Source organism: Streptomyces sp. NPDC059564, assembly GCF_042735575.1.
GTDB lineage: Bacteria > Actinomycetota > Actinomycetes > Streptomycetales > Streptomycetaceae > Streptomyces.
Genome location: NZ_JBHWBP010000018.1, coordinates 1 through 26,835 on the forward strand (window position 1 = coordinate 1; position 26,835 = coordinate 26,835).

The following is a 26,835-nucleotide window of genomic DNA, read 5'->3' on the forward strand; positions in this document are numbered from 1 at the left end:
CGACACTGCGCGGTAACTGGTCGCGCGGGGGCGGGGCAGCAAGCTGCCCCGTAGCGGCTGATCCGATCGCGATCGCCGGGGCGCGGCGGCGCCCGGGGAACCCCGGGGGCGCCGCGGCGCGTCTAGGGTGCCGGGGCGGGACTCGGGTGTCGTGTCGGGGAGAGAGCGTCGGTTGTGACCACCGCTGAGCAGCATGAGCAGAGGCAGGGCCCGGCCGTGGCGTCCCCGGGGCCGGACGCCACGGGTACGGACGCCATGGGTCCGGACGCCCCGGGGCCGGACGGCATAGGCGTCCGCGCGCTCGGATGGGCGCACCGGCACCCCGTGGCCGTCGCCATGGCCGTGGCGGCCGTCCTGCACGTCGTCTGGTTCTTCAGCTTCGCCAACAGCGGCGGGGACCTGGCCGCGCAGGACGCGTGGGCGGAGTTCGTCGGCCGGCATCCCGACACGGCGTACAACCTCGCCTGGTACGGGGGCATGCACCCGGTCTCGTACAGCGTCGTGTCCCCGTACGTCATGCACATGATCGGCGTCCGGACGACGATGATGATCGCCGGGACCTGCTCGGCCGGACTCCTCGCCCTGATCCTGACCCGCTGCCGCGGAGCCGTGCGGCGCCCCCTGTGGCCGGCCCTCGCCGGGGTGTACGGGCTGCTGTGCAACGCACTGTCGGGCCGGGTCACCTTCGGGCTCGGCGTGCTGTTCGCGCTCGGGGCCGTCGCCGCCGTCTTCTGCTGGCCCCGCAAATGGGCCCGGCGGCGCTGGGCCAAGGCCGCCGTCGCCGCGCCGCTCGCGGGGCTCGCCACGGCCGCCAGTCCGGTCGCGGGCCTGTTCCTCGGGGTGGTCGCGGCCGCGCTGTTCCTGAGCCGGCGGCGGCCGGGCGCGTACGCCCTCGGGCTGGCTCCGGCGGCCGTCGTGGGGCTGTCGGCGTGGCTGTTCCCCTTCTCGGGGACGCAGCCGATGAAGCTGGGCTCGGCCTGGCTGCCCTTCGTCTTCGGCCTGGCCATCGTCTTCCTGGTGCCCGAGCGGTGGAAGACGGTCCGTATCGCCTCGGCCGTCTACGCCTTCGGGGTGTTCCTGACCTGGGCGATCGACTCCCAGGTGGGCTCGAACGTCACCCGCCTCGTCATGCTGTTCGGCGGGGCGGTGCTGCTCGCGGCCCTCCCGTACCCGCTCCCGCGCTCGCGGCGCTGGTACGCGGTGCTGTTCGCCTTCGTGGGGCTGACCGCCTGGATCACCACCAACAGCATCACCGACATCGTCCGCACCACCCCGGTGGCCGCCTGGAACCGGGAGCTGGCCCCGCTGGTCGACCAGCTCCAGAAGGCGGGCGCCGACCGGGGCCGCGTCGAGGTGGTCCCCGCCAGCAGCCACCGCGAGTCCTCCGCGTTCCCCGCGTACGTGAACCTCGCGCGCGGCTGGAACCGGCAGGCCGACCTGGAGCGCAACCCGCTCTTCTACGACGGCACCCTCACCGCCGACGGCTACCGGGCCTGGCTGGAGCGCTGGGCCGTGCACTACGTGGTGCTGCCCGCCGACAAACCCGACTCGGGCGGGGAAGCCGAGGCGAAACTGGTGGGCGCGGGGCTCCCGTACCTCAGTGAGGTATGGGGCGACGCGAACTGGCGGCTGTTCCGGGTCGTCGATCCGACGAACCTGGTGGCCGGCCCGGCGACCGTGGTGCGGGCGGGCGCCGACCGGCTGGTCATCGACGTCAGGACGCCCGGCCGGGTGCTGGTGCGGATCCCGCACTCGCCGTGGCTGGGCCTGGTCGACGCGGAGGGCAAGCCGGTCGAGCCCCCGCAGGAGACCCCCGTCTCGAAGGCGCGCGGCGCGACCGGCTCGGGTACGGGCACGGTTCCCAAGGAGTACGCGAACACGTCCGGGTGCCTCTTCAAGGCCGCCCCGGACGCCGCCGGCGACACCTGGACGGAGCTGCTGGCCCCGGCGCCGGGGGAGTACCGGGTGGCGGCGAAGTACCAGCTCCCGCGGGGTACGCCCTGCCCGGAGGAACTGGTCCGCACCGCGGTGGGCAAGCCGGAACGCCCGGCTCCGCCACGCTCTTGATCCACGGTCCTCCACGGTCCTCCGCGATTCTTTACGTACGGCCCGGGTGCATTGGTCCGCATATCTGCATACGATCCCAGTAGTCCGATTGAGTCGGATTGAGTCCGATTGGGTGCTTCCCGAGGGAGTTGACGACGGGATGAGCAAAGAGCAGAAGCAGGACGTCCAGGCGGCGATCGCGAAGGCCGCGGAGCAGCTCCAGCTGCCGCGCACACAGGGTCACGGCTTCGACGGTCCGATCCGGAGCAAGGTGAAGGGCGGCGCCCACACCAAGGCGGCCCTGAAGCGGGCCGGCACCCCGCAGGGCGACCGGATCGGTGAACGCAGCAGGGGCCTCAGCTGACGGCACTCTCCCCGTCACGACGTGCACTGGAAAGCCCTCCCGGTCAGACCGGGAGGGCTTTCGAGCACGCCGTGACCGATCCGCCTCCCCGCATCCGGGCAACCGTTACATGGCCGACGGACGACCCAGACGTGACTCTCGTAGCTTTGTGCCTGTCGCCAGGGCGAACCACTGCACAACGGATGGCCACCGAACGGGACCCGGGACGAGACCGGGACCGGGACGCCAGGCGCCGCAGGCCTCGGCTTCGCCCCACTCCGCCGCAACCAGAACTGACCACCATGCAACCCACCGCCCGCACCACCCCCACCACCCTCACCCGCCGCAGGGTCGCCCTCACGGCCCTCGCCCTGACCGTCTCCGGCACCCTCGCGGCCTGCGGCGGGAGCGCCACCGCGAAGCTCGCGCCGGACCCCGAGGTCGGCAGCACGGCCACCGCGCAGGCCGCCTCCGCCGCCCCGGCCCTGGAGCGCTCGAAGCCGACCGGCATGAAGATCGACGCGGCGGGCGTGGACGCGAAGAAGATGGTCGACCTCACGGTCGACCCGTCCTCCGGCGAACTCGGCGTCCCCGACGCCGACACCGACGCCGACAGCCCGGGCTGGTGGACCGAGGGCGTCACCCCGGGCGAGACGGGCGTCTCGGTCCTGGTGGCCCACTTCGACACCCGGCACGGCCCGGCCCTGATGAAGGACGTCAAGAAGATCCAACTCGGCGACACCATCGAGGTACCGCGCGAGGACGGCAAGACGGCGAAGTTCAAGATCCGCGAGATCGAGGACGTCAACAAGCGGGACTTCCCGACCGACAAGGTCTACGGCCCCACCCCACGCCCGGAACTCCGCCTGCTGACCTGCGGCGGCCCCCTGAAGGACGGCCACCGCACCAACAACGTCATCCTCTACGCGGACCTGCGGCCGTAACCACCCCGCACACGAAAAAGGAGGCCCCCAGCCGATCTCGGCTGGGGGCCTCCCCTCGCGTGCCCCCGGCAGGATTCGAACCTGCGACACCCGCTTTAGGAGAGCGGTGCTCTATCCCCTGAGCTACGAAGGCCGGGGCTTGTCGGAAACATTGCCGGAAACCCCAGAGGGATCGTGCGACCTGCCTCGACAAACGTGCTGCTCAGATGACGTTCGCGCACCCAGGCGGAGATGCCCTCGCGAACACTTTCCCGGGCACACGCCTGGTAGTCATCTGACCGCTGACAGCCTAGCGGATCGTGCTGGGAGTGGTCGCATGGATTGTCGTGGTCGCGGGGCTGAGACGAAGGCACGGTCGCGACCTGGGGTTTCTGAGCGTCTGGGGTGGTGGGTGGCGAAGCCGAGGACGAAGATCTTCTGGCGATCCACGCCGTAGGCGATCACGCTGCGATTCCAGAGGCTCTGGTCGAACACTGCACCTCGAAGAGCGCGCTGAACGCGATCACCGTGCTCTACGCCAATGAACTGCGCGCCGAAGGGATCCTGGTCAACGCGGTGAGTCCCGGCTACTGCGCGACCGACCTCAACCGCCACACCGGGATGCGCACGGCGGAAGAGGGCGCGGCCGTGGCGGTTGACCTGGCGACGGCGGGCGAGGACGGCCCGACGGGCACCTTTCGGGCCGAGGACGGGCCGATTCCCTGGTGAGACTGACCTCTTGCGCGGGTGCAGAGCGACGGGCTCGCCAACGTAATTGAAGGGGTGGAACGGCTGGATGGGCGCGACAGAGCGGCGTCCCAAGGCGAATCGGACACGGCTCTCTCCTGCCTCCGGGGGCTACGACCACCCTCTGAGCGTGACCTGGGGGCCGCCGTGCAGGAAGGCTAGTAGGGCACTGCCCGACGTGTGGACGAACTCGCCCGGCAGGGCATCGACATGGGCCCAGCGGACCTGGGAGTGCTTGTGGGGCTCGCGGTTCTCGGGCTCGCCGGTCCACTCGTGAGTGGCGAAGACGACCGCTAGGTAACCGTTGGGAGCCTCGACGCCCCAGGCGCCGTGGATGACGTGAACGACCTCGAGCGAGTCGGCCTTCACCGTGAGGCCGGTCTCCTCGTAGAGCTCGCGGACCGCGGTTTCGGTGATCGGTTCACCCGGCTCGCTCTTGCCGCCAGGTAGGTCCCACAACCCCTGGCCGAACTTGGCGTTCTCACCGCGCTGGAGGAGCACGACGCGATTGGCGGCCCGATCGTGGACGATGACCGCCGCGACCAGCAGGGTCATCGAGTCGAACGCCGGCTTGAGGGCCGGGGAGGGGTTGTTGGTCTGCTGAGTCACGGGGTTCCTTCGTTGGGCCGGCGACCAAGCGGGCCGCGGCCCGCTCTGAGGCAGTGTGTGGACGGCAACCTTTGATGGGCGGCAACTAGGCATCAGCTTAAGGCTCATGGAGGGAAACTTATAAAACTGACGCCTCGTTTGCGGTAGCCTCCTTATAACTTCCCGCCCAATCACCGGAGGCTCCGTGTCCCATGGCGTCCATGCCCAGCTGGCGGCGCTGGGAACGAAGTTGGAGTACCTTCACCCGGCTCTGTACGCCGGCGAGGCGGCGCGGCGAACGGCCACCCCCAACCATCCGGCGAACACTGCCGGGACGCGCGCCTATCAGGAGCACGTGCGGATGCTGCGGGAAGCGCATATTCGCCACGAGGGGTGGAAGCGGCTTCTCCACGACCACCTCGAACTCGTCTGCAACCCGGAGAAGACGCTCGCCATCGGCACGATGGTCGGCGACGCGGCCACCGGTAGCGCGAGCCTCCACCCCACCAACCTCCACAAGAGGGGCGCCGCCACGGAGCGCGCCGCCGAACACAACGTGCAGCTCGGGCTCTTCCCGCCGCCCGTCGATCCGAACGAAGTCCTCCTCGATGAAGACGAGGCCCTGAAGCTCAAGACCTGGTTCCTGGTTTCGTACCGGGTGAAGGCCGAGGGTGGGGTGCGGATCCACAGCGAGCTGTCACTGCCCGGCCAGGTCGATCGCGGGTTCGTCGTGAAGTGGGAGCAGCGGATACTGCTGCCGGCCATCGAGATGGACGAAATCGAACTGTCGGACGAAGATGGACCCGACGAGATCGACATCTCCGTCGAGTTTCGCTGAGGCCCATCATGTGGGGTGGCCGCGATACTGGCCGCCCCACCCGCACCATTCGGATCCCGAGGCAGTCTCACCATGGTGACCCCGTCCCGCATCACGCTGGCCCGAAAGCGCCGGGGCCTGACGCTCGCCGAGCTTTCTCAACTCGCGGGGGTCTCGCTCCAGAGCCTGTCCAACTATGAGACCGGCCGGACGGCACCCCGAAGTACCACCGTGGAGCGACTCGCAGGCGCGCTCGGCTTCCCGGGAGACTTCTTCACCGGTCCGGAGATCGACGAGCTGCCCGTCGAGGGCATCTCGTGGCGTGCTCGCAGCAAGACTCCGGCCCGCACTCTCGACGCCGCGCGCGCGGCCGGAACGCTGGCCGCGCTGCTCTACGACTGGATCGAGGAGCGCTTCCGTCTGCCGGTCGCCGACATTCCCTCTCTCGGCAAGCCCGACCCCGAGACCGCGGCCGAGATGGTCCGCACGACGTGGGGGCTGGGGAGCTCCCCGGCACCCAACATGGTGCACCTCCTGGAGGCGCACGGCGCCCGAGTCTTCTCGCTCGCGCCCGACCATGCGGAAGTCGACGCCTTCGCCGTCTGGCGCGGGAGGACTCCCTTCGTCTTCCTGAACACGATGAAGTCCGCCGAGCGCAGCCGCTTCGACGCCGCCCACGAACTCGGACACCTCGTCATGCACGGCACCGACAGAGAGTGTGCCGGTCCTGAGGCCGAGCGGCAGGCGAACGACTTCGCCAGCGCCTTCCTCATGCCTGCTTCGAGCGTGCTGGGTCACATGCCGGCCGGGGCCCACGTCGATCAGATCCTCAAGGGAAAGGCCATCTGGAACGTGTCCGCGATGGCCCTGACCTACCGCATGCACGACCTCGGACTCCTCACCGACTGGCAGTACCGCTCCGCCTGCACCGAGCTGAGCCAGCGGGGCTACCGCAAGGCGGAGCCAGAAGGCATGGAGAAGCGGGAGACATCCCAGGTGCTCACCAAGGTCTTCCAGGGCCTGCGGTCCACGGGGATGAAGCCGGCGGCGGTGGCCGCCGAGCTGGGCCTCACGCCGGACGAGATGAACAAGATGCTCTTCGGCCTGACCATGACGATGGTCGACGGCGGCGGCCAGCGGGCCGCATCGGAGCCTCGGCGTGCCCTGTCCCTGGTGCCCTGAACGGAGGATGCCTGAGACGGGCTGACCGGGCCGTCTCAGGCACCGGGTGAGCTACGGGTCGGTGGTGTCGCCGATAGGCCTCTGATCTGCAGCGATGAGCCGAGCGTTCCGAGGAGGGCAGTCCGCGGCGAGCTTGGACGCGAGCCGCTGGACCGACTGACGCAGTCCCCCGCACTTCCCTGACCGGAGCGAGGCACTCGGCACTGCCCTGGGCACGCTTGCCGCCTCGCTGGCGAAAGCCGGGGCCGCCTGGGGAGACGATGAGCCGGGCAAGGAGTTCTACGCCAAGTACGGGCCGATCGTCGCCCAGATCGAGAAGTCCGCAGGCATCCTCAAGGAGGGCCTGGCTAGCATCCACACAGCGATGACCGACATGGCAGATGGCCACATAGAGAACGACGCTTTGGTCGGGGCCATCTTCCGCAAGGCCGCATCTGATTCCCAGGGTGGGCCCGACACGGGGGGCCACCAACAGTGAGCGCCGGTGACAAGGTCCGGGACATCGTCACTGATGTCACCGGAATCGAGTGGCCCGCGGCCAACGTCGGCAAACTGCGTGCTATTGCGAACGCCTGGCGCACGTTCGCCGACGACATGGAAGACGTCGCCGCAGCCGCCAACAAGGCTGCTCAGACGCTGATTCACAACAACACAGGCGAGGCCATCTCGGCGTTCGCCGACCCCTTCTGGGCCCGCTACTACAGGGACAAGAAGGGGTGGCTCCAGGACCTCGTCGATGGCCCCCGTTCCCTGGCAGCCGGGATCGACCAGTACGCCGATGCCGTGGCTGACGCGAAGAAGAAACTCGACCGCGAACTGGAGATCGCCGGCGCCGTCATCGTCGCCGGCACGGCCCTCGCGTTCTTCACCCTCGGCGCGACCGAGGTCGCCGCGGCGGCGGCCACCGCCACCATTGTCGAGTTGGCGGCAACGGTGGGCGTGGCTCTCACAACCGAGGTCGCCACAATCGCCGGCACCGTCTTCGCGACCGCGGCCATCGCGGGCATCGAATCCGTCACCGTCGACCTCGCCGTTGCGCAACCACTCAAGATAGCCGCGGGGCTGCAGACCGGCTTCAACCTTGACGAGGCACAGGATGCCGGAGTCTACGGAGGCCTTACCGGCGGAGCCTTCGGCGGAGCAGGGAAGGCGTTCCAGCTCGCAAGAGAGGGCGGTGGATGGACCAGTCTCCTGGGAGGTGCCCGTCTGCCGGTCTACACACCGGAGTTCGCGCTGCCCAGCGGGCTCGCGGTCGAGGCGGGCGATCTCGGCATGCTCCTCCGCGATGGAGAGCCGAACGCATGGCCTCGCAGCAAGCGCAAGGGGCCAGTCAATCCCAAGTACCGTGCGGATATAGCGGGGGACGAAGGAAACAACGGCTCGCATACCATCGAGCGGCACGTGACGATGACGACACGCGACCTGCGTGCACGTCTGCGAAGCAACCCCGGAATGGGTGCGGCATCCCGATACATAGACGAGGTCTCTGCTCAGAGATTCGCTGATGCCGCGATGCTCAAACACCAGAAGGAGATCGGCGAATGGCTCGCTAACCCCAAGAGGAAGAAGATGGACTTCTCTGAGCACTTCGACGAGGCAACCGGGATGAGCCTGACCCGGGAGAACTTCAAACGCGGAACCGCCGCACAATGGGTGAACGGAGTGCAAGTGGTCCTGAAGCGCGATCCATCCGCTGCGAGCGGCTACCGAGTCCTCACTTCATATCCCATTCCATAGCGCGAGAGTAAGGCATGAACAGGTGACACCGTCGAACGATCGTTTCCGTGAGCTGCGCCAGCTGCTGCGCTCCTATGAAGTGACCGGCTACGTCTTCGATGACACGGACGACCGCAGCGGAGCTGCGCTCAGCGCCTACCTCAGGCAAGCAGCGATCGACCCCGCGCGCGCAGCCGAGGCGGCAGCCGAAATCGACGACCTCCTCGAGACCGGTCTGTTCAACGAAGAGATCGCGGATGACGTCGACCTCCTGCCCCACATCCACCCTCCCCACGGGAAGTCGGTGGAGGGCTGCCTTGCCGTGATCGGCGGGCACCTCCGGCAGTTCCTCGCGGAGCCGGCGGCTCCCTCCCAGACGCCTCCTCAGACCGCATGGGAATGGAAAGAACGTTTTCCTGAACTCTCACACCTGCTGGGAGCGTACTTCCACCAAGATTTCTCGCTGGAGTACTCCTCGCACAGGGAGGCTCTGGACGACTACAGTTCAGACACTTCGGAGAGCGACCTCCGGCAGTTGGCAGGCGAGATCCGTGAATTCCTGAGCCTCAACGAATCAGATCAACTGCTCAAGAAGTCAGCGGCGACACTGGGACTCAGTATCCTCCCGCCCAAGGGCGTGCGGCTGCGCCAATGGCTGGCGGATGTGCGGGAGATCGTTCTCCACCAGGCGCAGGGATGAATGGCGGGTAGTCGGCATGGCTTGGCGGTCGATACCTGGCTCGCCCGGCCCAGCCCTGCCTTGCCGGTAACGCCCGCAGGCCCGGTGTGCGTGGGTTACGCCTACCGGGCCTGCCTTTGAATGTGGAGATGCGGATCAGGGATCGGCCGCAGCAGCCGCCCTCCGGCTGGAGGGGCCGGATCGGCTCGTAGGTGCTGCCTCCCGGCAGCTTGGCCCTGCTTCCTGCCCATGGTGCGCCGTATCTGGCCAGCACGGGTTGCGGTCCGCTCAACGGGCCAACGCCTGGAACTTGGTCGGCGGATGCTGCCGGTCGGAGACGACCAATGGCCCTTCGTGCCCCACACCCAGGATCGGTGCCGTCCGCGCAGGCGCTCCGCCGGGGGTCTTCTTCGGCGTTCCTCACCGTCACAGGTCAGCAACGGCACTGCCAACGGCCTTGAGCCGTGCCACGCTCCCTTCAAGGGAGAAGGGGGCATGATGATCTCCGCAGTTCACCGTCAACTCGTACAGCGTGAGTGGGGCCTGGCCCGCGGGAATTGGCCGTCGCTGCGGTCCAACATCGTTCAATGGGCGGAAGGCGTCACGAGTGACCTGCGTGCCACCGGGACTGAGGCCACGCTGCGGCCGCCGCTGCGGAAGGCGATCGCTTGGCACGTGTACGTCGCGGCCCGCGCCGAGGACATGAACAGCATCCTCTTCGCGATATGCCTCCTGTGGCTTCCTTGGTTCGCCTGGGCGGTCACCAGTCACCCTCACGCAGGTGAGATCTACGGTGCACCTGTCGCCCTACTGTCGATGCTCTACGCACCGCTCATCCTGTGGAGGTTCGGGGTCGTGCGTTGGGCGAAGGGCAGATGCCTGCCCCTTGCTCTGACGCTGCCAGCGATCCATGCCCTCGGGACGATCGCGGAATGCGCTCAGCTCGTAGCCGTACCCGCCAAGCTCAGGCCTGTCACGCTCCACGCTGTTTCGAATAGCCTCCGCGCCACGGAGCGTGCCGTACTACGAGCACGCCGCCGGTGCCGATTGATTCCTCGCTCGTCACCGCGTCGTGGGCACATCGATCGGCACGCCAGACTGGCCGTGGCCGTGGCCGCGCTGCGCAGGGCGGAGCTTCGACTGGATGCCGAGACTGCCGATGGTGCACGAGAGCTGTCCCGGCTTCTGATCCTCGTCGCGGAGGGCTACGCTTCCGGCCGTCTCGGTTAGGGGCCGTGACGGCGGCGGGCGCGTCGCCCAGCGGCGTGCGGCGGTAGAGCGGGGTGGGCGTGGGCAGCTCATGAGGCCGGCGCGGGGCTGTCACTGATGAGTTGGTCGAGCTCGTTGGCGGCCTCGGTCTGGCGAGGATTGTTCAGCCGGACGAGGCCTTGGTGGGCGGCGGTCAGGGTCGCGTGGGCTTCCTGGTGCCGGGCGAGGTGGCGCAGGACGATGCCGAGGTCGAGGCGGGCCGGTTCGCCCCAGGCGGGCATCTGCGCCGCCTCGAAGTGGGTGATCGCGTAACGCAGGGGGTCTTCGGCCTCGCTCCACCGGTGCAATGCCGCAAGGTCGTTGCCGATGTGCTGCTGGGTCACCGCCAGGTACAGGCCGACCAGTTCGGGCAGCACTCCCGGGACGCCGGCACGGCAGATGGATTCGCTGCGTCGGTGGATGGTCAGGGCCTCTTGCGCGCGGCCGGCCTGGCGCAGGTGCTGGCCGAGGGTGTTGAGGGCGCTCAGTTCGGCGAGGCGGCTTTGTCCGCAGGTCTGCTGGCCGAGGTGGTCGGCCGCTTCCTGGAGCCGGACGATGGACTCGTCGGTCCGTCCGAGCCGGTGGAGCGCCGCTGCCGCGTAGCCCAGGGCCCAGCCCACTTGGAGCTGGTCGCCGACCTCGCGTGCCACGTGCAGGGCGGTCCGCGCGGTGGCCAGGCCGGCGTGGTGGTCGTAGAGGCACATGTTGTAGGCCCAGGCCAGATAGTTGAGCTGGACGGCCTCGTCGCGCTTGCTGCCCAGGGCGCGGGCCGAGTCGACGGCCCACTGGAAGACCTGCGCCCACACCTCCCAGTGCGGGGTGCGGTCGGAGAACCAGTGCATCGCCTCGGCGGCGTCGATGACCTGCTGGTGCCGGCCGGCCGCCCGGGCCCGGCCCAGCGCCTCGAGCCACTGCGCCCGCTCCTCCTCCAGCCACGTCCGCGCTTGCTCGCGGTCGGTGGGCGCGGTGTCCGGGTCGAGGTCGCCGTCACCGCTGGAGTCGGGGTGGGGTTCCGTGTCGAAGAGCCGCGCGGCGGCGGTCGCCCGGCGCAGTGTCCATACGTCGACCCTGTCCCGCGTGGCTGCGAGGTGTGCGGGATCGTCCTCCTCGGCCAGTTGTTCGGTGGCGAACAGGTGGAGGAGGTCGTGGAAGCGGTAGCGGTCGGCGGTGGGGTGGGGCTGGAGCAGTCCGGCATCGGTCAGGTCCTGCGCGCATCTGGCGGCCTGGCGAAGGGGCAGGTCGGCCAGCAAAGCCGCGATCTGGGGGCTGAAGTCGGGGCCGGCGGCGAGCGAGGCACGGCGAAAGACGGTGCGGGCAGCCGGACTCAGTTGCCGGTAGGACAGGGCGAAGGTGGCCCGGACCTGCAGTGAGCCGGCTTGCAGGGCATCCAGGCGGCCTTCGTGGGTGGCGAGCTGGGTGGCGAGTTTGGCGAGGTGCTCACCGGGCCTGGCGGCCAGGCGCTGTGCGGCGATGCGGACGGCCAGGGGGAGGTGCCCGCACAGCTCCGCGAGGTCGCGGGCGGCCTGGCTCTCCCGATGAACTCGTTCGGGGCCGATGACACGGGTGAGGAGCTCGACCGCCTCCTCGCGGCGCAGCAGGGCCAGCTCGGTGCGGTGGACGGCTTCGAGGCCGGCCAGGGAGTGGCGGCTGGTGACGAGGGTGAGCGAGGGGCCGTGGCCGGGCAGCAGCGGGCGGACCTGTTCCTCGTCGGCCGCGTTGTCCAGCAGGAGCAGGACCCGCCGGTCGCGCAGGACGGAGCGGAGCAGGCCGCAGCGGTCGTCGGTGGTGGGCGGGACGGCACTGTCGGCCACCCCGAGGGCGCGCAGCAGCCGGGCAAGGGCGTCGCGCGGGAGGGTGGGCTGGGGATCCATGCCGCGCAGATCGACGACGAACTGCCCGTGCGGGAAGTGAGGGGCGAGTGCGTGAGCGGCGTGTACGGCGAAAGCGGTCTTGCCCAGCCCGGGCTGTCCGGAGACCACCACGACGGGTGGATGGGCGGGATCGAGTTGTTCGGCCAGGGCGCGGACCCGGTCCAGGGCGGGGCCGCGGGCGGTGAAGTCGCTCAGATCGCGCGGCAGCGTGAGCGCGTGGTGTGGGGCGGGCCCCGCACCCGGTCCGTCGGTCGGCCGACGGACCGGCTCGGTGGTGGGGCGGGGGCGGGGGCGGCCCAGACGGGCCGCGCGCTCCAGATCGTGGGCACCAATGGCGTCCAGTCCCAAGGCGGTGGCCAGGGCCTGCACGGTGCGGCGCTGCGGGCCCCGGGTGCGGCCGCGTTCCAGGTCCGACAGGGCACGCACGCTCACTCCTGCGGTCTGCGCCAGATCCTCCTGACTGACCCCCGCACCCGCCCGCAAGGCGCGCAGACGCTCGGCGAACTCCCCGTCGCTCATCGATGATTCCCCTGGTCACGCGGTCCCGCCGGGACGGCGAATCCTTTCTGCAGAAGTATGCAAGATCTTTCTTCTGCTAGTGGAACTTCCTGGTCCGCTCCCTGTCCGACGAGGTTGGCTGAGTCACCTCGGGCACAGGGCCGACCCACCCGGCACACCCCGGCCCCGCGCTCCTCCACCCCATCGAACCTCCAGAATCGCGCGGCAGGGCCCCGGACCCATGTCGGTACCGGCCGTCGCGGACCCCCCCTGAAAGTGAGCGGCAGTTGTCATTCGGGAACGACCTCCGGGCGCGGCGACTGGCGGAAGGCCTGTCGCTCAGCGAACTGTCCAAGGTGGTCCACTACAGCAAGGGTCACTTGAGCAGGATCGAAACCGGTCGTAAACAAGCCTCCGAGGACTTAGCCCGGCGGTGCGACGACGCCCTGCGGGCCCAAGGCCGACTGGCTCTGGCGCACGAGAAGACGGGCAGCGCCGGGCGGCCGCGGGCCGGACTGCCGCTCCCGGCCCAACTTCCCCCGGCGACCAGGGGATTCGTCGGCCGCGCGCAGATGCTGGCGGCATTGGACCGTGCGCTGCCCTCGGCCGACGGAGCGCATCGGGGAGGGACACCGGTCTGTGTGACCGGCACGGCCGGTGTCGGAAAGACGGCGTTCGCCCTTGAATGGGCACACCGGAACGCCTCCGCCTTCCCCGACGGCATCCTCTTCCACGACATGCGGGCGCATGGCCCCGACGGCACGGCGGTCGAGCCGTACGACGTCCTGCCGGGCTTCCTGCACGCGCTGGGAGTGGAGCCGGAGCGAGTGCCGGGCGGACTGCAGGACCGGGCGGCGATGTACCGCAGCCTGCTCGCCGGAAGCAGGGTGCTCGTCGTTCTGGACAACGTCGCGACGGCCGAACAAGTCCGCACCCTGCTGCCCGGCTCACCGCACTGCGGCGTACTCGTCACCAGTCGCAATCGGCTGCCCGGCCTGGTGGTCCGGGAGGGAGCGGTTCGGATCACCCTGGAGGCGCTTTCCCCCGACGAATCGTGCGAGCTTCTGCACGCGGTCACCGAAGGCACCGGTCTGAGCACCCGGCAGGCCGATCGGACCGTTCTCCTCGAACTTGCCCGACAGTGCGGTTACTTACCCCTGGCGTTGCGCATCGCGGCGGAGCATTATTCGACCGGGCAGTACGCACGTCTCGACGACATGGTCGCGGAACTGAACGATGGATCGGCGCTGTTCGACCTACTGGCCTGTGCGAACGACGTGGCGAGTTCGATCCGCTCGGTCTTCTCCTGGTCCTACCAGGCGTTGGAGAAGGACGAAGCCCGTGCGTTCCGAGTGGTCGCGCCGCATTCGCGGGGCGGCGTCTCCGTTCAGGTGGCGGCGGACCTCCTCGGCGTCCCCGAGCGCGTGGCCCTGCGGCAGCTGGACGCCCTGTACCAGGCCCAACTGCTGGGCCGGGCGGAGCCGGGCCGCTACAGCACCACAGCGCTGCTGGGCGCCTACGCAGCCGAGTTGGCCGGCGCCCTGAACGACTGACGGGACATGGCGACGCCCTCTGGGGTGCGGACCCCGAGTACACCTCCCGTACGTGGAGAGTTGTCCATCCATTCGGACAACGGACAACACCTTGATCATCCGGAAGCCCCACGACAGGATTTGAAGTGAGGAAACCGCCTCCCCGAATACGGGTGGGCGGACCTATCAATGGAAGGGGGGTGTACAGAATGCGTAACCACAACGTGGGTCTCCGTCCGCGCCTGGACAAGGTCAAGGTCGGCCGCTGAGTCGAGTGCTTGACGCCGAGTGCCGCCGCAGGAATCTTCCTGCGGCGGCACTCGCATCAATTCTTCATTTCCGGCCTTGAAATCGCATTCCTCGACATCGGCGCGCAGTTCTCCGTCTCCATGAACCATTCGGCATAAGGAACCCTGATGTACCCAGCGGATCGCGTACCGGTCACCTTGGTGGTCGACGAACGCCTCAGGACAACGAGCATCTGCCTCGGTGTGGCGTACGGCTCGCGCCACGACTCGGTGCACCAGGGTGGGCTCGCCCATGTGCTGGAACACCTGTTGATGTCCGCCCCGGTGGCCGATGGCGAACCGCTCGTCCAGTACATCGAGCGCCTCGGTGGCAGTGCCAACGCGGAGACCGGTCTGGAACACATGGTCTTCTACGCCCAGGTCGACGCCCAGGACGCCGACGCCGTCGTCGAGTCGATGCTGTCCGGCATCCTCGCACCCGAACTGGACGCCGTCGTCCTGGAGTCCGAGCGCGCGGCCGTCCTGCAGGAACTCGCGGCAGCCGCGGCCGACCCCGCCGATGTCGTCCAGGACGCCTTCCTCGCCGCGCTCTTCCCCGGGCACCCGCTGGGCCGTCCCGTGGGGGGGAGCGTCGAAGAGGTCCGTGCTCTGGGGCTGGAGGCGGTCGGCGAGGGGCACCGCAGCGCCTTCTCGGCCAGCCCGATGGCGCTGGCCGTGGTCGGGCCCTCGATCCCTCGCGGTCTGTCCGGTCGGGAAGCGGCGCCGTCAGGCCCCGCCCGAGTCCGGGAGTCGGTCCCGCTCCGTCCGGTCCACGCAGCCGCGCCGGCCTGGCCCGACGAGTTCGGCTGGGTTGCCGTGGGCGGGCGGTCCACGAGTCTCGCCGACCCCGGCCGTCACCGGTTCACCGTGCTGGCCAACCTCTTCGGCGGACACGCCTCATCGCTGCTGTACCGCAAGCTCCGTGTCGAGGCGGGCATCGCGTACTCCTTCGAGTCCTGGGACCGCGGCTACACCGAGGCGGGGGCGTGGCGCGTCCTGATCGGTGTGGACAGCGGCAACGGAGGGAAGGCCGTGGACATCGTGATCCGGGAGCTGGAGGGCCTCGCGGCCGCCGGGCCGTCCGACGCGGATCTCGATGCCGCCCGTCGGCAGGCACGGATGCGTCTGATCCTGGGTACCGAGACCCCGCTGGAGCACGCCCGTTCGCTCGCTCTGCACGCCGTGAGCCGTCCCGAGCCGTGGAATCTGCAGAGCGAACTGGATCGGATCGCCGCGGTGGGGGCACAGGACATCCAGCAGGCCGCTGCCGAAGTGCTCTCCGACCTGATCACCGTGGTCCGCCCGGAGCGGCCGTGAACGCCCGAGCCGACGCGTGCGCTCGCGTCGCCGCCGCCGCGTATCTCGCGGCGGCCGAGGAGGCAGGGCTGCTCGGGAGTCTGCACGGCCACCCCTACGTGGCCGGTGAGCACCATGATCCGGCACTGGACGAACAGCGGGTCCTGATCGAGTTCTGCGCCCCGGAGATCCTCCTCGATGCCGTCAGCCTCGACACGTTGGCGGACCGGGTCCTCAGGGAGAGCCCCGGCGCGACGGCCGTGGTGGTGCGTGCGCCCGGATGGCTCGCCCTGGACGCACCGTGGGAGCGGCAGCTGACGTATGTGCGGTACGACGGTGAGCCGGTGGACTCCGTGCCCTCACCCGAGGGCTTCGACATCCGCCCCGCCGTGCCGGAGCGCGACGACGCTGTCGTCGCGGAGTGGATCGCCCGGGCGGTCACCGACGGCAGCGCCGAACAGGACGCGACGGCCGATCCGGAGATCGTGGCCGCGGTCGCCCAGGACCTCCTGCACCTGCCCGATCGCGTTTCCTACCTGGCCTTCGCCGACGGCCGGCCGGTCGGGCACGCCACGCTGCTGTGCGCGGCCCATGACGACGTGACCGGTCGCGATCACATCGAGCTGCTGGACGTGCTGGCGGACACCGCGGACGACTGCCGACGCGCGGTGGTGGCCGCGCTGACCGCGGCCGCCATCGCCCATGCGGGCCGGGCGGGGCTCCCGTTGATCGGCCACGTCGTCCACCCCGCCCGGAACGTCGCTCCCGGGAGGGGCGAGGCGGTCACCGCCGCACTGGTCCAGCGGGGCTGGCGCGTCGACCACGTCTACTGGCGGCTGGCCCACAACGGCACGAGGAACGGTGAGTGACATGGATCTCGCGACGTTGTACGAGGCACTGGGCGTCCCCGAGGAGGCCGGCCCCGCCGAGCTGCTCTTCGCCGCGCGCCAGCAGCACTACACGCTCCCCTACCTCGTCCTGTCCGCCGTGGCGCGCCACGGTGTGGAGATGTCCGACGCCGCACGCGGCGAACTGGACAGGGCCCGGCGGCGTGCCGAGCGGTACGAATCCATCCTGGCCGAGGTCTCGGCACAGGTTCCGGTACGGCCCGTCAAGGGCCCGCTGCTGGCCCGCTACTATCCGGACGGCCTGCTGCGCCCCCAGGGCGACCTCGACCTGCTGGTCGACAACGAGCGGGACCTGTGGCAGGTGGTGCGGCTGCTGCTGGCCGACGAACCGCTCTACCTGGGCGTCTCGGTACTGGGAGCACCGACCCGGCACGTCGTGGTGACGATGACCTGGACCCCCGAGGACCCCCTGCTCGATCCGGAACTCCGTGTCGAGGTGGCGACGGCGGCGCTCACCGGCGACTACCGCGGCGTTCCCATCCGGCCGGCCCTGCCCGACGACGTCCTGGTCGCCAACCTGCTCGCTCTGGGCGAGGAGCGTTTCCAGCGGCCGTTCCACGCCCGGGACGCGATCGACACGCACGTCCTCGGGCAGGCGCAACCGCAGCTGTCGACGGCACAACTCGTCGCAGCCGTGGAGGAGTACCGGTTGGCTCCCGAAGTCAGGGAGCTGGTGGCCTTCACGGCCGAGCGCGTCCCGCCGGGCGCGCTGAGCGGCCTCGGCGAGGCGCTGGAGGCACCGGCGGCCCGTGAACTGGAACGCCGGGCGGCCCATCCGGGCCCCGCCCGGCCGACGGGCGAGGTGACGGCCGCCGTCGCCGACGGCAGCCCGCTGTACGGGATGCCGCTTCGGCGCGTCGCCGGACGCACCGGCTGGGACGGCGTACGGACGCACCTGTTCGGTGACAACGCCCTGCTGCTGACACCGGTCGGCGATTACCTGCTGGTCACCGACGAGATCGTCGACCAGGAGCGGTACGACGCGGCGCTGCGCGAACTCGAACTCGACCGCCTGCCGGAGGAAACACCGTGACGGCTGTGCAGACCCGAGCCCTGACGCGGTCCTACGGGTCCCGGAAGGCGAAGCGTCAAGCCGACGTAACAGCCCTTCAGGGCGTCGACCTGACGGTGGAGGAAGGCGAGGTCTACGGCCTGCTCGGCCCCAACGGCGCCGGCAAGACCACGCTGTGCAGGATCCTCTCGACCGTCCTGATCCCCACCTCCGGCACCGCCCGGATCCTGGGCCATGACGTGGTCAAGGAGGCGGACCAGGTCAAAAGGTCCATCGGCATCGTCTTCGGCGGCGACCGGGGCCTCTACGCCCGGCTGACCGCGCGGGACAACATCCGGTTCTGGGCGGCGCTCTACGGTCTGCACGGCGGCGAGTCGAGGCGGCGGTGCGACGCGCTCCTGGAGAGGATGGGACTCGGTGAACGGGCGGGTGACCGCGTGGACACCCTGTCGCGCGGTATGAAGCAGCGGCTGCATCTGGCCCGGGGACTGATCGCCGACCCGCCCGTGCTCATTCTCGACGAGCCGACGGTCGGAATGGACCCGGTCGCGGCCCAGGACTTCCGGGCCCTGGTGGGGGAACTGCGCTCCGACGGACGCACCATCCTGCTCACGACCCACGACATGGCCGAGGCGGAGGCCGTCTGCGACCGGGTGTCCCTCGTCGACCACGGACGCATCCTGGCGACCCACGCCCCGTCCGAGATCGGCGCGCTGATCTCCCGCTACGAACGGGTGGACGCCGACCGCGTCCCCGGCCACGTGGCCGCGGAGCTCGCCGGAATTGCCGGGGTCGTCTCGGTGAAGCAGGCCGACGGGCACACGACGCGGGTCGAGACCGAGCACAGCGACGCGACGCGCCTCGTGCTGCGCAGGCTCGTGGACGCGGGGGTGACCGGGATCAGCACCGGGCGGCCGAGCCTCCAGGAGGTCTACCTGCACGTCATGGGTGAACGAGGCATGGCGGTGACCGGGTGAGGCTGTTCCGTACCGCCGTCTGGTTCCAGCTGCGGCTGGCGTGGAAGTCACCGGACACGGTCCAGGTGTGCCTCACGACGCCGTTGCTGACCGTTCTGTTCCTGGCGATCAGTCAACACGCGGGACGTGAGGATCTGTCGGGGTACGCCATCGTCGCGCCGACCCTCATGTCGCTGTGGCTGCTGTCGCTGTACACCGCCGGTGAACTCATCAACGAGGAGCGGGCGCTCGGTACGCTGGAGGGACTCGTGGCGGCGCCGGCGCGGCTCGGGGTCGTCGTGATGGGCCGCATGTGCGCGGTCACCGCCGTGGGAGTCGTCGCCTTCGCGGAGGCATGGCTCACCGGGGGGCTCGTCTTCGGGCGCTGGCTGCCGCTGCCCCACCCCGGGGTCACGGTCGCGTGCGTACTGGTGACGGGCCTGGCGACCGCGGGTACCGCGAGCATCCTGTCTTCGCTGTTCGTCCTGATGCCCTCGGCACGCATCGTCCAGAACACGCTCAGCTACCCGTTCTACCTGCTCGGCGGCGTCCTGGTACCCGTATCGGTGCTCCCGGCCTGGCTGCGGCCCGCCTCGTGGGCGGTCTTCCTGTCCTGGTCCGCGGACCTGATGCGAGACAGTCTCGGCGCACCACCCGTCATGCACGCGCTGCCCAGACTCGCCGTGATCGCCGGACTCGGCGCGGTGGGCTTCGGCACGGGACTGGTGCTGTTGGGCTGGGTCCTGCAGCGGGTGCGCCGTATCGGAACCCTGGCCCAGGTGTGAGGTCCGTGATGCTCGTGCAACCCCTCCGGATCATCAGGCACAGCGCGGCCAACGCGTTCGCCGACATGCGGGTCATCTACACGTGGAAGTCGTGGACGTTCGGCTGGCTCGGCCGGATGCTGGCGCAGGTCACCTATTTCGTGCTCCTCGGCCATGTGGTCGGCGGCTCGGGGCGGACCACCTATCTGGTGGTCGGGAACGCCCTGATGACGTGTGCGATCGAGTCCCTGTCGGTGGTGGCGTCGTCCGCCTGGGAACGCCAGGCCGGGACGCTCTCGCTCATCACCGCGTCCCCGGCACGGCCCATCTGGGTCTTCATCGGCCGAAGCCTGCAATGGCCGATCAGCGGCACCGGAACCTCGCTCGTGGCGCTGTTCACCCTGGGCCCCGCCTTCGGCGTGCACTGGCGGGCCGGGCAGATCGTTCCGGTGGTGGTCATCGTCTGCCTCACCGCGGTGACGACCTACTGCCTGGGACTGTTCCTGGCCGCGGTCATCCTCAACGCGGGCGGCTTCCGCAACGTCGTGTCCAACGTCGCCTATCTGGTGATGATGGCCATCTGCGGAGTTCAGGTGCCGGTCGGCTACTGGCCCGCAGGGGTGGGAGTCGTGGCCGACGCGATCCCCCTGACGCACTTGCTGGCGGCCCTGCGCGCGCTGGCGGACGGCAGCGGCCCGGCACATGTCGCCGTGCTGGCCGCGAAGGGGCTCCTCGTGGGGGCCTGCTGGCTGGTCGCGGCCCACTTGGCATTCACCTCGTTGGTATACCGCGGCAGACGAGCCGGGACCATCGACTTCGCATCCTGAGGGCCATGGCGTGCCCGAGGAACCCGCGAGGAAAGCGCGTCGGGCCACCGGCGTCGCCCCGTTGCACTCAGGAGAGGCGTGAACTGACCGATGGATGTGGACAGCACTATCCGGCTCATCGCGGAGAAGGACCTGCAAGCGCTCGCGGACACCGTGCGGACGAGTGACTCCGGGCGGCCGCGCCAGGGGTCCATGGTGGACGCCCGGCCGCTTCCCGCGACGCTGCCGAGTCCGGCCGACCCGATGCGGCTCGCCGGCAAGGTCGTGATCATCACGGGCGCCGCATCGGGCATCGGGCGAGCGGTCGCCCGGCTGTTCAGCTCCCTGGGCAGCCGCCTCGTCCTCACCGACCTGGACGCCCAGGGGCTCAAGGTGCTCGACGAGGAACTGGGGGATTCGCCGGACCGGATCACCGTGGACGGCAACCTGAATTCCCCCGGGACGGCCGCCCGGGTGCTGGAGGCGACCCTGGACCGCTTCGGGACCGTGGACTCCGTCGTGTTCGCCGCGGGCGCCAGCGCCACCGGCCGGCTCTCGGAGATCTCGGCGGCCGAGTTCTCACAGAGCATCGAGCGGAACCTCGAAGTTCATTTCCCCCTGTCACAGGCGGTTCTGGCGCACTTCTCCGAGAACGCGGCCACTGGTACGGGCTGCTCACTCGTCTACATCGTCTCCAAGGTCGCGGTCGCGCCGAGCGTGGGCTTCGGCGCGTATCCGATAGCCAAGGCGGCCGAGTTGCAGCTGGCCAGGATCGTCGCTCTCGAAGGCGCGGCCGTCGGGGTACGCGCCAACGTGGTCAATCCCGGTGCCGTGTTCGAGGGATCCCAGTTCTGGGGACCGGAGCTCAGGGCGGAGAAGTCCGCCAGTCACCGGGTGGCTCCGGAGGACCTGGAGACGTACTACGCCCAGCGCACCATGCTCCGGGTGCGGGTCACCCCGACCGAGGTGGCCGAGACCGTCGCGTTCCTCGCCTCGCCCTGCAGCAGGGCGACCACCGGAGCCGTCATTCCCGTGGACGGCGGGCTTCCCACCACCTTCGGACGCTGACCACCCCATCCAGAAGCGAGCTACCGCCATGAACCGCCCTACCGACCCCGCCTCCGGCGGCCGAGCCGTCACGTTGCCGCTGCCGGAGGCCTGGCCCCGCTACTCCGAGGCCACGGCAGCCCGCGTCCAGCGCAGGATCCAGGAGGGGACCGTCTACGCCTTCGGCAGGGAGCGGAGCGTCCTGGAACTGGAAGACTGGGCGCGGGAGTACTTCCAGGTCGAGCACGCCCTGGCGGTGTCCAGCGGTACGGCGGCGCTGGCCAGCGCCTACGCGGGGCTCGGGATAGGACCGGGCGACGAGGTCCTCGTCCCCACGTACACGTTCCACGCCAGTGCGACTCCCCTCTTCGGTCTGGGCGCGCTACCGGTCCTGTACGACTGCGACCCGGTGTCCGCGCGGGCCGACATCGACGACATCGCCGCCAGGATCAGCCCGGCGACCAAGGCCATCTGCGTCACCCACATGTTCGGCCTGCCCGCCGATATGGACGCCCTCATGAAGCTCGCCGACCGGCACGGCATTCCGGTCGTCGAGGATGCCGCGCAGGCACACGGAGCCACCGTCGGCGGCCGCAAGGTCGCGACCCTCGGCGCGGTCGGCTGCCTCAGCCTCGGCGGCCAGAAAATGATCAGCGGGGGCATGGGCGGGCTGCTGCTGACGAACAGCGCGGACATCCACGCGAGAGCCCTGCTGCTCGGACACGCCCATGAACGCGCACAGGAGGAACTGCCCGCCACGAGCCGATGGTCCGGGCCCGCCGAGACGGGACACGGGCAGAACCTGCGCATGCATCCGCTCGCGGCGGAACTCGCCCTCGACCACTGCCACTCGCTGGACGAGCGGATCGCGACGCGGACAGCGGTACTGACCGGCCTGAGCGAGCGCCTGGCCCGTTTCGGCTTCCTGGACCCGCCGCGCACCCCTGCCGGTTGCAGCCGCGGCGGCTGGTACGGATACAAGGTGGTCTACCGCCCGGAGCACGCGGCCGGCACCGACATCGACACCTTCGTGGGTCTCCTGCAGGCCCAAGGGCTGAAGGTGGCCCGCCCGACCACCAAGCCGCTGCACCAGACCTGGCCGTTCCAGCACCACGACATCGGCCTCGCGGGCTACGACCCCCAGCGCCGCCGGCCGCTGTACCGTGACGCCGAACTCCCCCACGCCACACACCTGTACGGCGCCACCCTCGCCTTTCCTGACAAGAACCTGCACGAGCCCGCGGACGCCGTCCTCGACCAGTACGTCCACGGAATCGAACGTGTCGCCCGCCGACTCGGGCTTTGAGCGCGGACGCGACCAGCCTGGCGATCGGCCTTCTGAGCCCGCCTGAACCACCGTTCTCCTACCGCTCGGAGCTTCTTCATGGCCAATGGCCTCCACATCTCCTTCCTGGGCGCCGACGGCATCGGCAAGACCACTCTCGTACGCACCGTCGCCTCCGCCCTGCGCGAGCGCGGGCTGACCGTGCGCGAGGTGTCATGGCGGTCGTGTCTCGACCGTGAACAGAACCCCTGGGTGTCCGACGCCCTCCAGCAACTGTGGCTGGAGACCTTCCGCCTGCTGTACGGGGGATCCCGTGTCGGCGACGAATGGCTGCGCCTCCCCCGCGATTTCCCCACCTGGCGCGACGGCGAGTGGGAGGACCGCCTCGCCGAACTCGCTCCGGGCCCGGCACGGCCCGCCGGTCCGCTGGCCGCGGCCATGGTGGAACTCGCCGGCAACTTCGTCCTCGCCGCCGAGGTGATCCGTCCCGCGGTGAGCAGGGGCGAAATCGTCTTGCAGGAGACCTTCCCCTTCAAGCACACGCTGAAGGAGATGCTGATCGCGCGGCGCCTCGCCGGGGCCGACGAGCAGTGGTCGGACGCCCTCCAGCACGTGCAGACATTGCTCGAACAGGTCTTCGGGTCTCCTCTTCTCCGGCCGGAGCTGGGGATTCTGATCGACGGCCCGGTCGAACTCGCCTACCGCTGGCGGATGGCGCAGAGCGGGCGGCTCGGACTCCTGGAGGACTACCGGGCCGCCGGGGACTCGGGCATGGAGAGCTTCTGCCTGCTGCAGCAGGATTCGGTGCAGATCTTTCGCGACATGGCGAAGCGGTGGGACTGGGCCGTCCACACGGTGGACGACTCCGGTCTGGAACCGAACCTGCGACGGGGGCTGGAACTGGTGCTGGACCAGCCATGCCTGCAGGACGTCATCGCCCGCCTCGACCGACAGGGCGAACACCCGGGGCAGCCGGAGGAGGTGGCGCGGTGAGACGTTCTCACGTCGGCGTTCTCGCCGAGGCGCGACGGCTCGCCGCCCGTCTCGGTGCCGAGGACGCGGTGGACTCCGTGTACCTGGCCGGCAGCCTTTCGGCCGGCTTGGGGAACGCGACGAGTGACGCCGACATCTATGTACTGGTCGCGGACGATGCCGAAAGGGAGACAGGAGCCCGGCAGCTTCTGGTCGATGGCCAAAGGATCGATGTCGAGTACCACCGGACCAGCGAGGCTCGACGGTGTCTTGAGGAGGCCACCACGTGGCGGACTTCGCTCGGCGACCTGTCGGCACTGAGCATCGCCGAGAACGACCTCGACTTCGTCGTCCGTCTTTCGTACGCCGAAGTGCTGTGTGACTCGGCGCAGTTGGCCCGTCTCCGGGGGCGGCTGGACGTCGGCGCGGACCGGTTGCGCCAACTCGTCATCTCCCGATGGGCCATGGAGGCGAACGCGCATCTGGAGGACTTCACCGGCGCCTTCACCGACGGGGATCTCGACTCCGCCGTTCTGATCGGCACCTCACTGATGACGGCGGCGGGCAAGGCGGTCGCCGCGGCGGCCGGCGACATCTACCTGGGGCGCAAGTGGGTGTTCCGACAGCTGCACCGATCGCTCCCGGACCAGTTCCCGCTGGCGGTGTTCCGCACGATGATGCGGGGGGAATGGGCCAAGCGCCCGGAGACGGGGCACAGGGATTTCATCGCCCTGCTCCAGAGGTGCCTGACAGCGGCCCAGGTCCTCGGTTGGGAAGCGGCCGACGGCCGTCGGTGGAACCACTGGGGCGTGTCGCCGCAACCGGTGCGCTGCCACCCCGACTTCCTCCCGGTCCGGCTCAGCGAGGGCGTGCTCCTCAACCACGAAAGGGCCAAGCAGTTCGTCGTCGAGCCGCACGTCGCGCTGCTCTGGGGGTTGGCCGCCGGACGTGACGAAGACGGATATCTCGGCGCGGCCGCAGCCCTGGACAGTTCGCTCGGGGTGCCTCTCGGCCTTTCCGTGCCAGATCTGCGCGCCGTGCGAAAGGACCTGCTGCGGCACGGCCTGCTGCTGTAACAGTCACCCATGTCCTGTTCGCGGATTCCCCCGCAAGGGCAGAGAGAAGGGAATGATTCCATCATGAACACCTCCCAGGCGAAGACAGCCGAGGAGACGTTCTTCGGTTCCCAGTTTGGTGCTGCCAAACTTGACACGAAGATCGAGCGCGCGGGACGCGAAGCCGAATGGATCCTGGAACGGCTCACCCCGGCACCGCGGGTGCTGGACCTCGGCTGCGGGCGAGGGCGCCTGTCGATCGCGCTGCGGGCCCGAGGGGCCACCGTCACCGGGCTGGACATCAACGGTGACTACCTGCGGACCGCCGAGGAGCGTGCCGAGGCGGCGGAACTCTCGATTGCGTGGCGCCAGGGTTCCTTCCTCGAACTGGCGGACGAGGAAAGCTTCGATGGGATCGTGAGCATGTTCACGTCCTTCGGTTACCACGACGAGGACGGCAACGCAGAGGTCCTGCGGCGGGTGAGCCGCGCTCTGGTGCCCGGAGGCGTGTTCGTTCTCGAGGTACTGCACCGTGACGCGCCCGGCATGCTGCAAGGCGATGTCACCCTGGAGCGCACTCCGGAAGGCGTGGAGATCCTCAAGGAGCGTTCCGTCGACCTTCTGACCAGCCGCCGCACCCTGAGGTTCCGCTACCTGTCGGGCGACACGGTGCGGGACGGCGGTGAGCTGGTGGTGCGCATGTACGCGCTTCACGAGCTCGTCGCCCTGTTCAAGAGGTTCGGACTGGATGTCGAGGAGGTGCACAGCAACGCTCGGGGCGCCGCGTTCACACCCGAATCGGAGCACATCGTCCTCGTCGGCCGACGTATCGTGGCCAGCTGACCGGGGCCCGGCTACTGAACGGGTCGCGGCACAGTGTGGGGGGGAATCCATGAGTCACACCGCCGAGGCAGCCGTTTTGTCCCAGCCGTTCGGGGAGGCCTTTCAGGCCGATCCGTACGCCGTCTACGCGCGACTGCGGGCGGCGGGGTCCGTGCACCGGGTGGCGTTGCCCGACGGGGCGCCGGTGTGGCTGGTGACCCATGAGGCCGATGTGCGGCGGGGGTTGGCCGATGCGCGGTTCTCCGTCAACAAGCGTCACTCCGGTACCGGCTTCAAGGGGTTCTCGCTGCCGCCCGCGCTGGACGCGAACCTGCTGAACATCGATGCCGAGGACCACCTGCGGCTGCGCCGGCTGGTGGCCCAGGGGTTCACGCCCCGGCACGTCGAGGGGATGCGCAAGGGCGTCCAGGAGGCGGTCGAGGGGTTCGTCGGCCGGCTGGAGGAGCGGATCGCCGCCGATGGGTCGGGTGATGTGGTCGCGGAGTGCGCAAGACCCCTTCCGCTCAAGGTCATCGGGGATCTGCTCGCCGTGCCGGAAGCGCAGCAGGGACGTTTCTCCGGCTGGGTCGCCACCATGCTCGCGCCGACCGGACGCGAGGAACTCGCCGCCGCGATCGGGGAGATCCACCGCTACCTCGTCGAGCTCGTCGCCGAGCGCCGCGCCGCCCCCGGCGACGACGTCCTCTCCGGCCTGATCGCCGCGCGCGACGAGGACGACCGGCTCAGCGAGAACGAACTCGTCTCCCTCGCCTTCCTCATCCTCATGGCCGGCAGCGAGAACGTGCAGCACCTCATCAGCGGCGGCCTGCTCACCCTCCTCACCCACCCCGACCAGCTGGCCGCCCTGCGCGCGGACCCCGGACTGCTGCCCGCGGCCGTCGAGGAGCTCCTCCGTCACTCCCACCCCAACCACACCGCCATCCGCCGCTTCCCGACCGAGCCGGTCGAGATCGGCGGCGTACGGATCCCCGCGGGCGACACGGTGCTGTTCTCGCTGGCCTCCGCCCACCGCGACCCCGCCCGCTACGCCGACCCGGACCGTTTCGACATCGCCCGGGCCGACCAGGGCCACCTCGCCCTCGGACACGGCCTCCACTACTGCCTCGGCGCGCCCCTGGCCCGGATGCAGGTCACCCTCGCCCTCGGCGCCCTGCTGCGCTCGCTCCCCGGGATCCGGCTGGCGTCCCCGGCCGGGGACCTCCGGTGGACGACGACCTTCCGGTTCCACGCCCTCCGGGAGCTGCCGGTGACCGTCGGTCCGCCCGGCGACTGACCGGCATCGAGGGGGCCGCAAGTCTGCCGGGTTCCGGAAATGCGGAGGCGCGGGCCGGAGGGGCAGGATCGGTGGCGCAGGGGGGTCCGGCGCCGCCGCCCGGATGCCGCAGTGGGGGGACCGCGTGCGGCACCCGCGGCG

The 26,835-nt window shown here is 69.8% G+C and carries 23 protein-coding genes and 1 tRNA gene; 21 read left to right on the forward strand and 3 right to left on the reverse strand.

Annotation, left to right across the window (positions count from 1 at the left end; translation table 11 throughout):
* The first annotated feature begins 174 nt into the window (after positions 1–174).
* The 3 genes from ACFV0Q_RS06175 to ACFV0Q_RS06185 all read left to right on the forward strand — a co-directional run bounded on the left by ACFV0Q_RS06175 (position 175) and on the right by ACFV0Q_RS06185 (position 3,333).
* Complete coding sequence (locus tag ACFV0Q_RS06175) at positions 175–2,067, forward strand: MFS transporter (protein ID WP_385001178.1); 1,893 nt, start codon at positions 175–177, stop codon at positions 2,065–2,067.
* Positions 2,068–2,206: 139 nt separating this feature from the next.
* On the forward strand, positions 2,207–2,410 hold the full coding sequence (locus ACFV0Q_RS06180) for a hypothetical protein (protein WP_385001181.1): 204 nt from the start codon (positions 2,207–2,209) through the stop codon (positions 2,408–2,410).
* 281 nt (positions 2,411–2,691) lie between these two features.
* On the forward strand, positions 2,692–3,333 hold the full coding sequence (locus ACFV0Q_RS06185) for a sortase domain-bontaining protein (protein WP_385001184.1): 642 nt from the start codon (positions 2,692–2,694) through the stop codon (positions 3,331–3,333).
* A gap of 60 nt (positions 3,334–3,393) precedes the next feature.
* On the opposite strand, the gene ACFV0Q_RS06190 is transcribed toward ACFV0Q_RS06185, so the two are convergent.
* Positions 3,394–3,466 (reverse strand) — tRNA-Arg (locus ACFV0Q_RS06190).
* Between the two features lie 254 nt (positions 3,467–3,720).
* Here ACFV0Q_RS06190 and ACFV0Q_RS06195 point away from each other — a divergent pair.
* Positions 3,721–4,041: an SDR family oxidoreductase gene (locus ACFV0Q_RS06195; RefSeq protein WP_385001187.1), complete on the forward strand. Its 321-nt coding sequence runs from the start codon at positions 3,721–3,723 to the stop codon at positions 4,039–4,041.
* A 129-nt stretch (positions 4,042–4,170) separates the two neighbouring features.
* Here the strand turns inward: ACFV0Q_RS06195 and ACFV0Q_RS06200 are convergent, their stop codons facing one another.
* Entirely contained in the window at positions 4,171–4,668 is a 498-nt protein-coding gene (locus ACFV0Q_RS06200) for an NUDIX domain-containing protein (RefSeq protein ID WP_385001190.1), read from the reverse strand.
* A 184-nt stretch (positions 4,669–4,852) separates the two neighbouring features.
* Here ACFV0Q_RS06200 and ACFV0Q_RS06205 point away from each other — a divergent pair, with 184 nt between their 5' ends.
* The 4 genes from ACFV0Q_RS06205 (at position 4,853) to ACFV0Q_RS06220 (ending at position 9,062) form a co-directional block, all read left to right on the forward strand.
* Positions 4,853–5,485, forward strand: coding sequence for a hypothetical protein (locus tag ACFV0Q_RS06205; RefSeq protein WP_385001193.1), 633 nt, complete (start codon positions 4,853–4,855; stop codon positions 5,483–5,485).
* A gap of 72 nt (positions 5,486–5,557) precedes the next feature.
* Entirely contained in the window at positions 5,558–6,646 is a 1,089-nt protein-coding gene (locus ACFV0Q_RS06210) for a helix-turn-helix domain-containing protein (protein WP_385001196.1), read from the forward strand.
* Positions 6,647–7,120: 474 nt separating this feature from the next.
* On the forward strand, positions 7,121–8,383 hold the full coding sequence (locus ACFV0Q_RS06215; protein WP_385001199.1) for an RNase A-like domain-containing protein: 1,263 nt from the start codon (positions 7,121–7,123) through the stop codon (positions 8,381–8,383).
* 22 nt (positions 8,384–8,405) lie between these two features.
* Positions 8,406–9,062, forward strand: a complete 657-nt coding sequence (locus tag ACFV0Q_RS06220) for a contact-dependent growth inhibition system immunity protein (RefSeq protein ID WP_385001202.1) — start codon at positions 8,406–8,408, stop codon at positions 9,060–9,062.
* Positions 9,063–10,339: 1,277 nt separating this feature from the next.
* Here the strand turns inward: ACFV0Q_RS06220 and ACFV0Q_RS06225 are convergent.
* Positions 10,340–12,679 carry an ATP-binding protein gene (locus ACFV0Q_RS06225; protein WP_385001205.1) on the reverse strand — a complete coding sequence of 780 codons (2,340 nt, stop codon included), beginning with the start codon at positions 12,677–12,679 and terminating at the stop codon, positions 10,340–10,342.
* A 266-nt stretch (positions 12,680–12,945) separates the two neighbouring features.
* Here ACFV0Q_RS06225 and ACFV0Q_RS06230 point away from each other — a divergent pair, with 266 nt between their 5' ends.
* The 13 genes from ACFV0Q_RS06230 (at position 12,946) to ACFV0Q_RS06290 (ending at position 26,694) form a co-directional block, all read left to right on the forward strand.
* On the forward strand, positions 12,946–14,211 hold the full coding sequence (locus tag ACFV0Q_RS06230) for a helix-turn-helix domain-containing protein (protein ID WP_385001208.1): 1,266 nt from the start codon (positions 12,946–12,948) through the stop codon (positions 14,209–14,211).
* Between the two features lie 395 nt (positions 14,212–14,606).
* Positions 14,607–15,794 carry a M16 family metallopeptidase gene (locus ACFV0Q_RS06235; protein ID WP_385001211.1) on the forward strand — a complete coding sequence of 396 codons (1,188 nt, stop codon included), beginning with the start codon at positions 14,607–14,609 and terminating at the stop codon, positions 15,792–15,794.
* Positions 15,791–16,642 (forward strand): hypothetical protein, encoded by an 852-nt coding sequence (locus ACFV0Q_RS06240; RefSeq protein ID WP_385001214.1) that lies wholly within the window; start codon positions 15,791–15,793, stop codon positions 16,640–16,642. Before ACFV0Q_RS06235 ends, ACFV0Q_RS06240 begins: the two co-directional genes overlap by 4 nt.
* Before the next feature lies 1 nt (position 16,643).
* A complete protein-coding gene (locus tag ACFV0Q_RS06245; protein WP_385001217.1) occupies positions 16,644–17,714 on the forward strand; it encodes a nucleotidyltransferase family protein in 1,071 nt (356 codons plus the stop codon).
* Positions 17,711–18,670, forward strand: a complete 960-nt coding sequence (locus ACFV0Q_RS06250) for an ABC transporter ATP-binding protein (protein ID WP_385001220.1) — start codon at positions 17,711–17,713, stop codon at positions 18,668–18,670. Before ACFV0Q_RS06245 ends, ACFV0Q_RS06250 begins: the two co-directional genes overlap by 4 nt.
* Positions 18,667–19,434: an ABC transporter permease gene (locus ACFV0Q_RS06255; protein WP_385001222.1), complete on the forward strand. Its 768-nt coding sequence runs from the start codon at positions 18,667–18,669 to the stop codon at positions 19,432–19,434. The genes ACFV0Q_RS06250 and ACFV0Q_RS06255 overlap by 4 nt, the downstream gene beginning before the upstream one ends.
* Before the next feature lie 8 nt (positions 19,435–19,442).
* Positions 19,443–20,240, forward strand: coding sequence for an ABC transporter permease (locus ACFV0Q_RS06260; RefSeq protein ID WP_385001225.1), 798 nt, complete (start codon positions 19,443–19,445; stop codon positions 20,238–20,240).
* A 96-nt stretch (positions 20,241–20,336) separates the two neighbouring features.
* Positions 20,337–21,287, forward strand: coding sequence for an SDR family oxidoreductase (locus ACFV0Q_RS06265; protein WP_385001228.1), 951 nt, complete (start codon positions 20,337–20,339; stop codon positions 21,285–21,287).
* A gap of 28 nt (positions 21,288–21,315) precedes the next feature.
* Positions 21,316–22,572, forward strand: coding sequence for an aminotransferase class I/II-fold pyridoxal phosphate-dependent enzyme (locus ACFV0Q_RS06270; protein ID WP_385001231.1), 1,257 nt, complete (start codon positions 21,316–21,318; stop codon positions 22,570–22,572).
* Positions 22,573–22,650: 78 nt separating this feature from the next.
* The gene (locus ACFV0Q_RS06275; RefSeq protein WP_385001234.1) at positions 22,651–23,544 is read left to right on the forward strand and encodes a hypothetical protein; all 894 of its coding nucleotides are present in this window, start codon (positions 22,651–22,653) and stop codon (positions 23,542–23,544) included.
* Between the two features lie 77 nt (positions 23,545–23,621).
* Positions 23,622–24,599 carry a hypothetical protein gene (locus ACFV0Q_RS06280; RefSeq protein WP_385001237.1) on the forward strand — a complete coding sequence of 326 codons (978 nt, stop codon included), beginning with the start codon at positions 23,622–23,624 and terminating at the stop codon, positions 24,597–24,599.
* Between the two features lie 63 nt (positions 24,600–24,662).
* Positions 24,663–25,421 (forward strand): class I SAM-dependent methyltransferase, encoded by a 759-nt coding sequence (locus ACFV0Q_RS06285; RefSeq protein WP_385001240.1) that lies wholly within the window; start codon positions 24,663–24,665, stop codon positions 25,419–25,421.
* A 49-nt stretch (positions 25,422–25,470) separates the two neighbouring features.
* Complete coding sequence (locus ACFV0Q_RS06290) at positions 25,471–26,694, forward strand: cytochrome P450 (RefSeq protein ID WP_385001243.1); 1,224 nt, start codon at positions 25,471–25,473, stop codon at positions 26,692–26,694.
* Positions 26,695–26,835 lie beyond the last annotated feature (141 nt).

Bases quoted from the DNA above. Each gene is read 5' to 3' on its own strand.
- ACFV0Q_RS06180 (WP_385001181.1), top strand. From the start codon at position 2,207: ATGAGCAAAGAGCAGAAGCAGGACGTCCAGGCGGCGATCGCGAAGGCC.
- ACFV0Q_RS06185 (WP_385001184.1), top strand. From the start codon at position 2,692: ATGCAACCCACCGCCCGCACCACCCCCACCACCCTCACCCGCCGCAGG.
- ACFV0Q_RS06210 (WP_385001196.1), top strand. From the start codon at position 5,558: ATGGTGACCCCGTCCCGCATCACGCTGGCCCGAAAGCGCCGGGGCCTG.
- ACFV0Q_RS06225 (WP_385001205.1), bottom strand. From the start codon at position 12,679: ATGAGCGACGGGGAGTTCGCCGAGCGTCTGCGCGCCTTGCGGGCGGGT.
- ACFV0Q_RS06235 (WP_385001211.1), top strand. From the start codon at position 14,607: ATGTACCCAGCGGATCGCGTACCGGTCACCTTGGTGGTCGACGAACGC.
- ACFV0Q_RS06245 (WP_385001217.1), top strand. From the start codon at position 16,644: ATGGATCTCGCGACGTTGTACGAGGCACTGGGCGTCCCCGAGGAGGCC.
- ACFV0Q_RS06260 (WP_385001225.1), top strand. From the start codon at position 19,443: ATGCTCGTGCAACCCCTCCGGATCATCAGGCACAGCGCGGCCAACGCG.
- ACFV0Q_RS06270 (WP_385001231.1), top strand. From the start codon at position 21,316: ATGAACCGCCCTACCGACCCCGCCTCCGGCGGCCGAGCCGTCACGTTG.
- ACFV0Q_RS06275 (WP_385001234.1), top strand. From the start codon at position 22,651: ATGGCCAATGGCCTCCACATCTCCTTCCTGGGCGCCGACGGCATCGGC.
- ACFV0Q_RS06285 (WP_385001240.1), top strand. From the start codon at position 24,663: ATGAACACCTCCCAGGCGAAGACAGCCGAGGAGACGTTCTTCGGTTCC.
- ACFV0Q_RS06290 (WP_385001243.1), top strand. From the start codon at position 25,471: ATGAGTCACACCGCCGAGGCAGCCGTTTTGTCCCAGCCGTTCGGGGAG.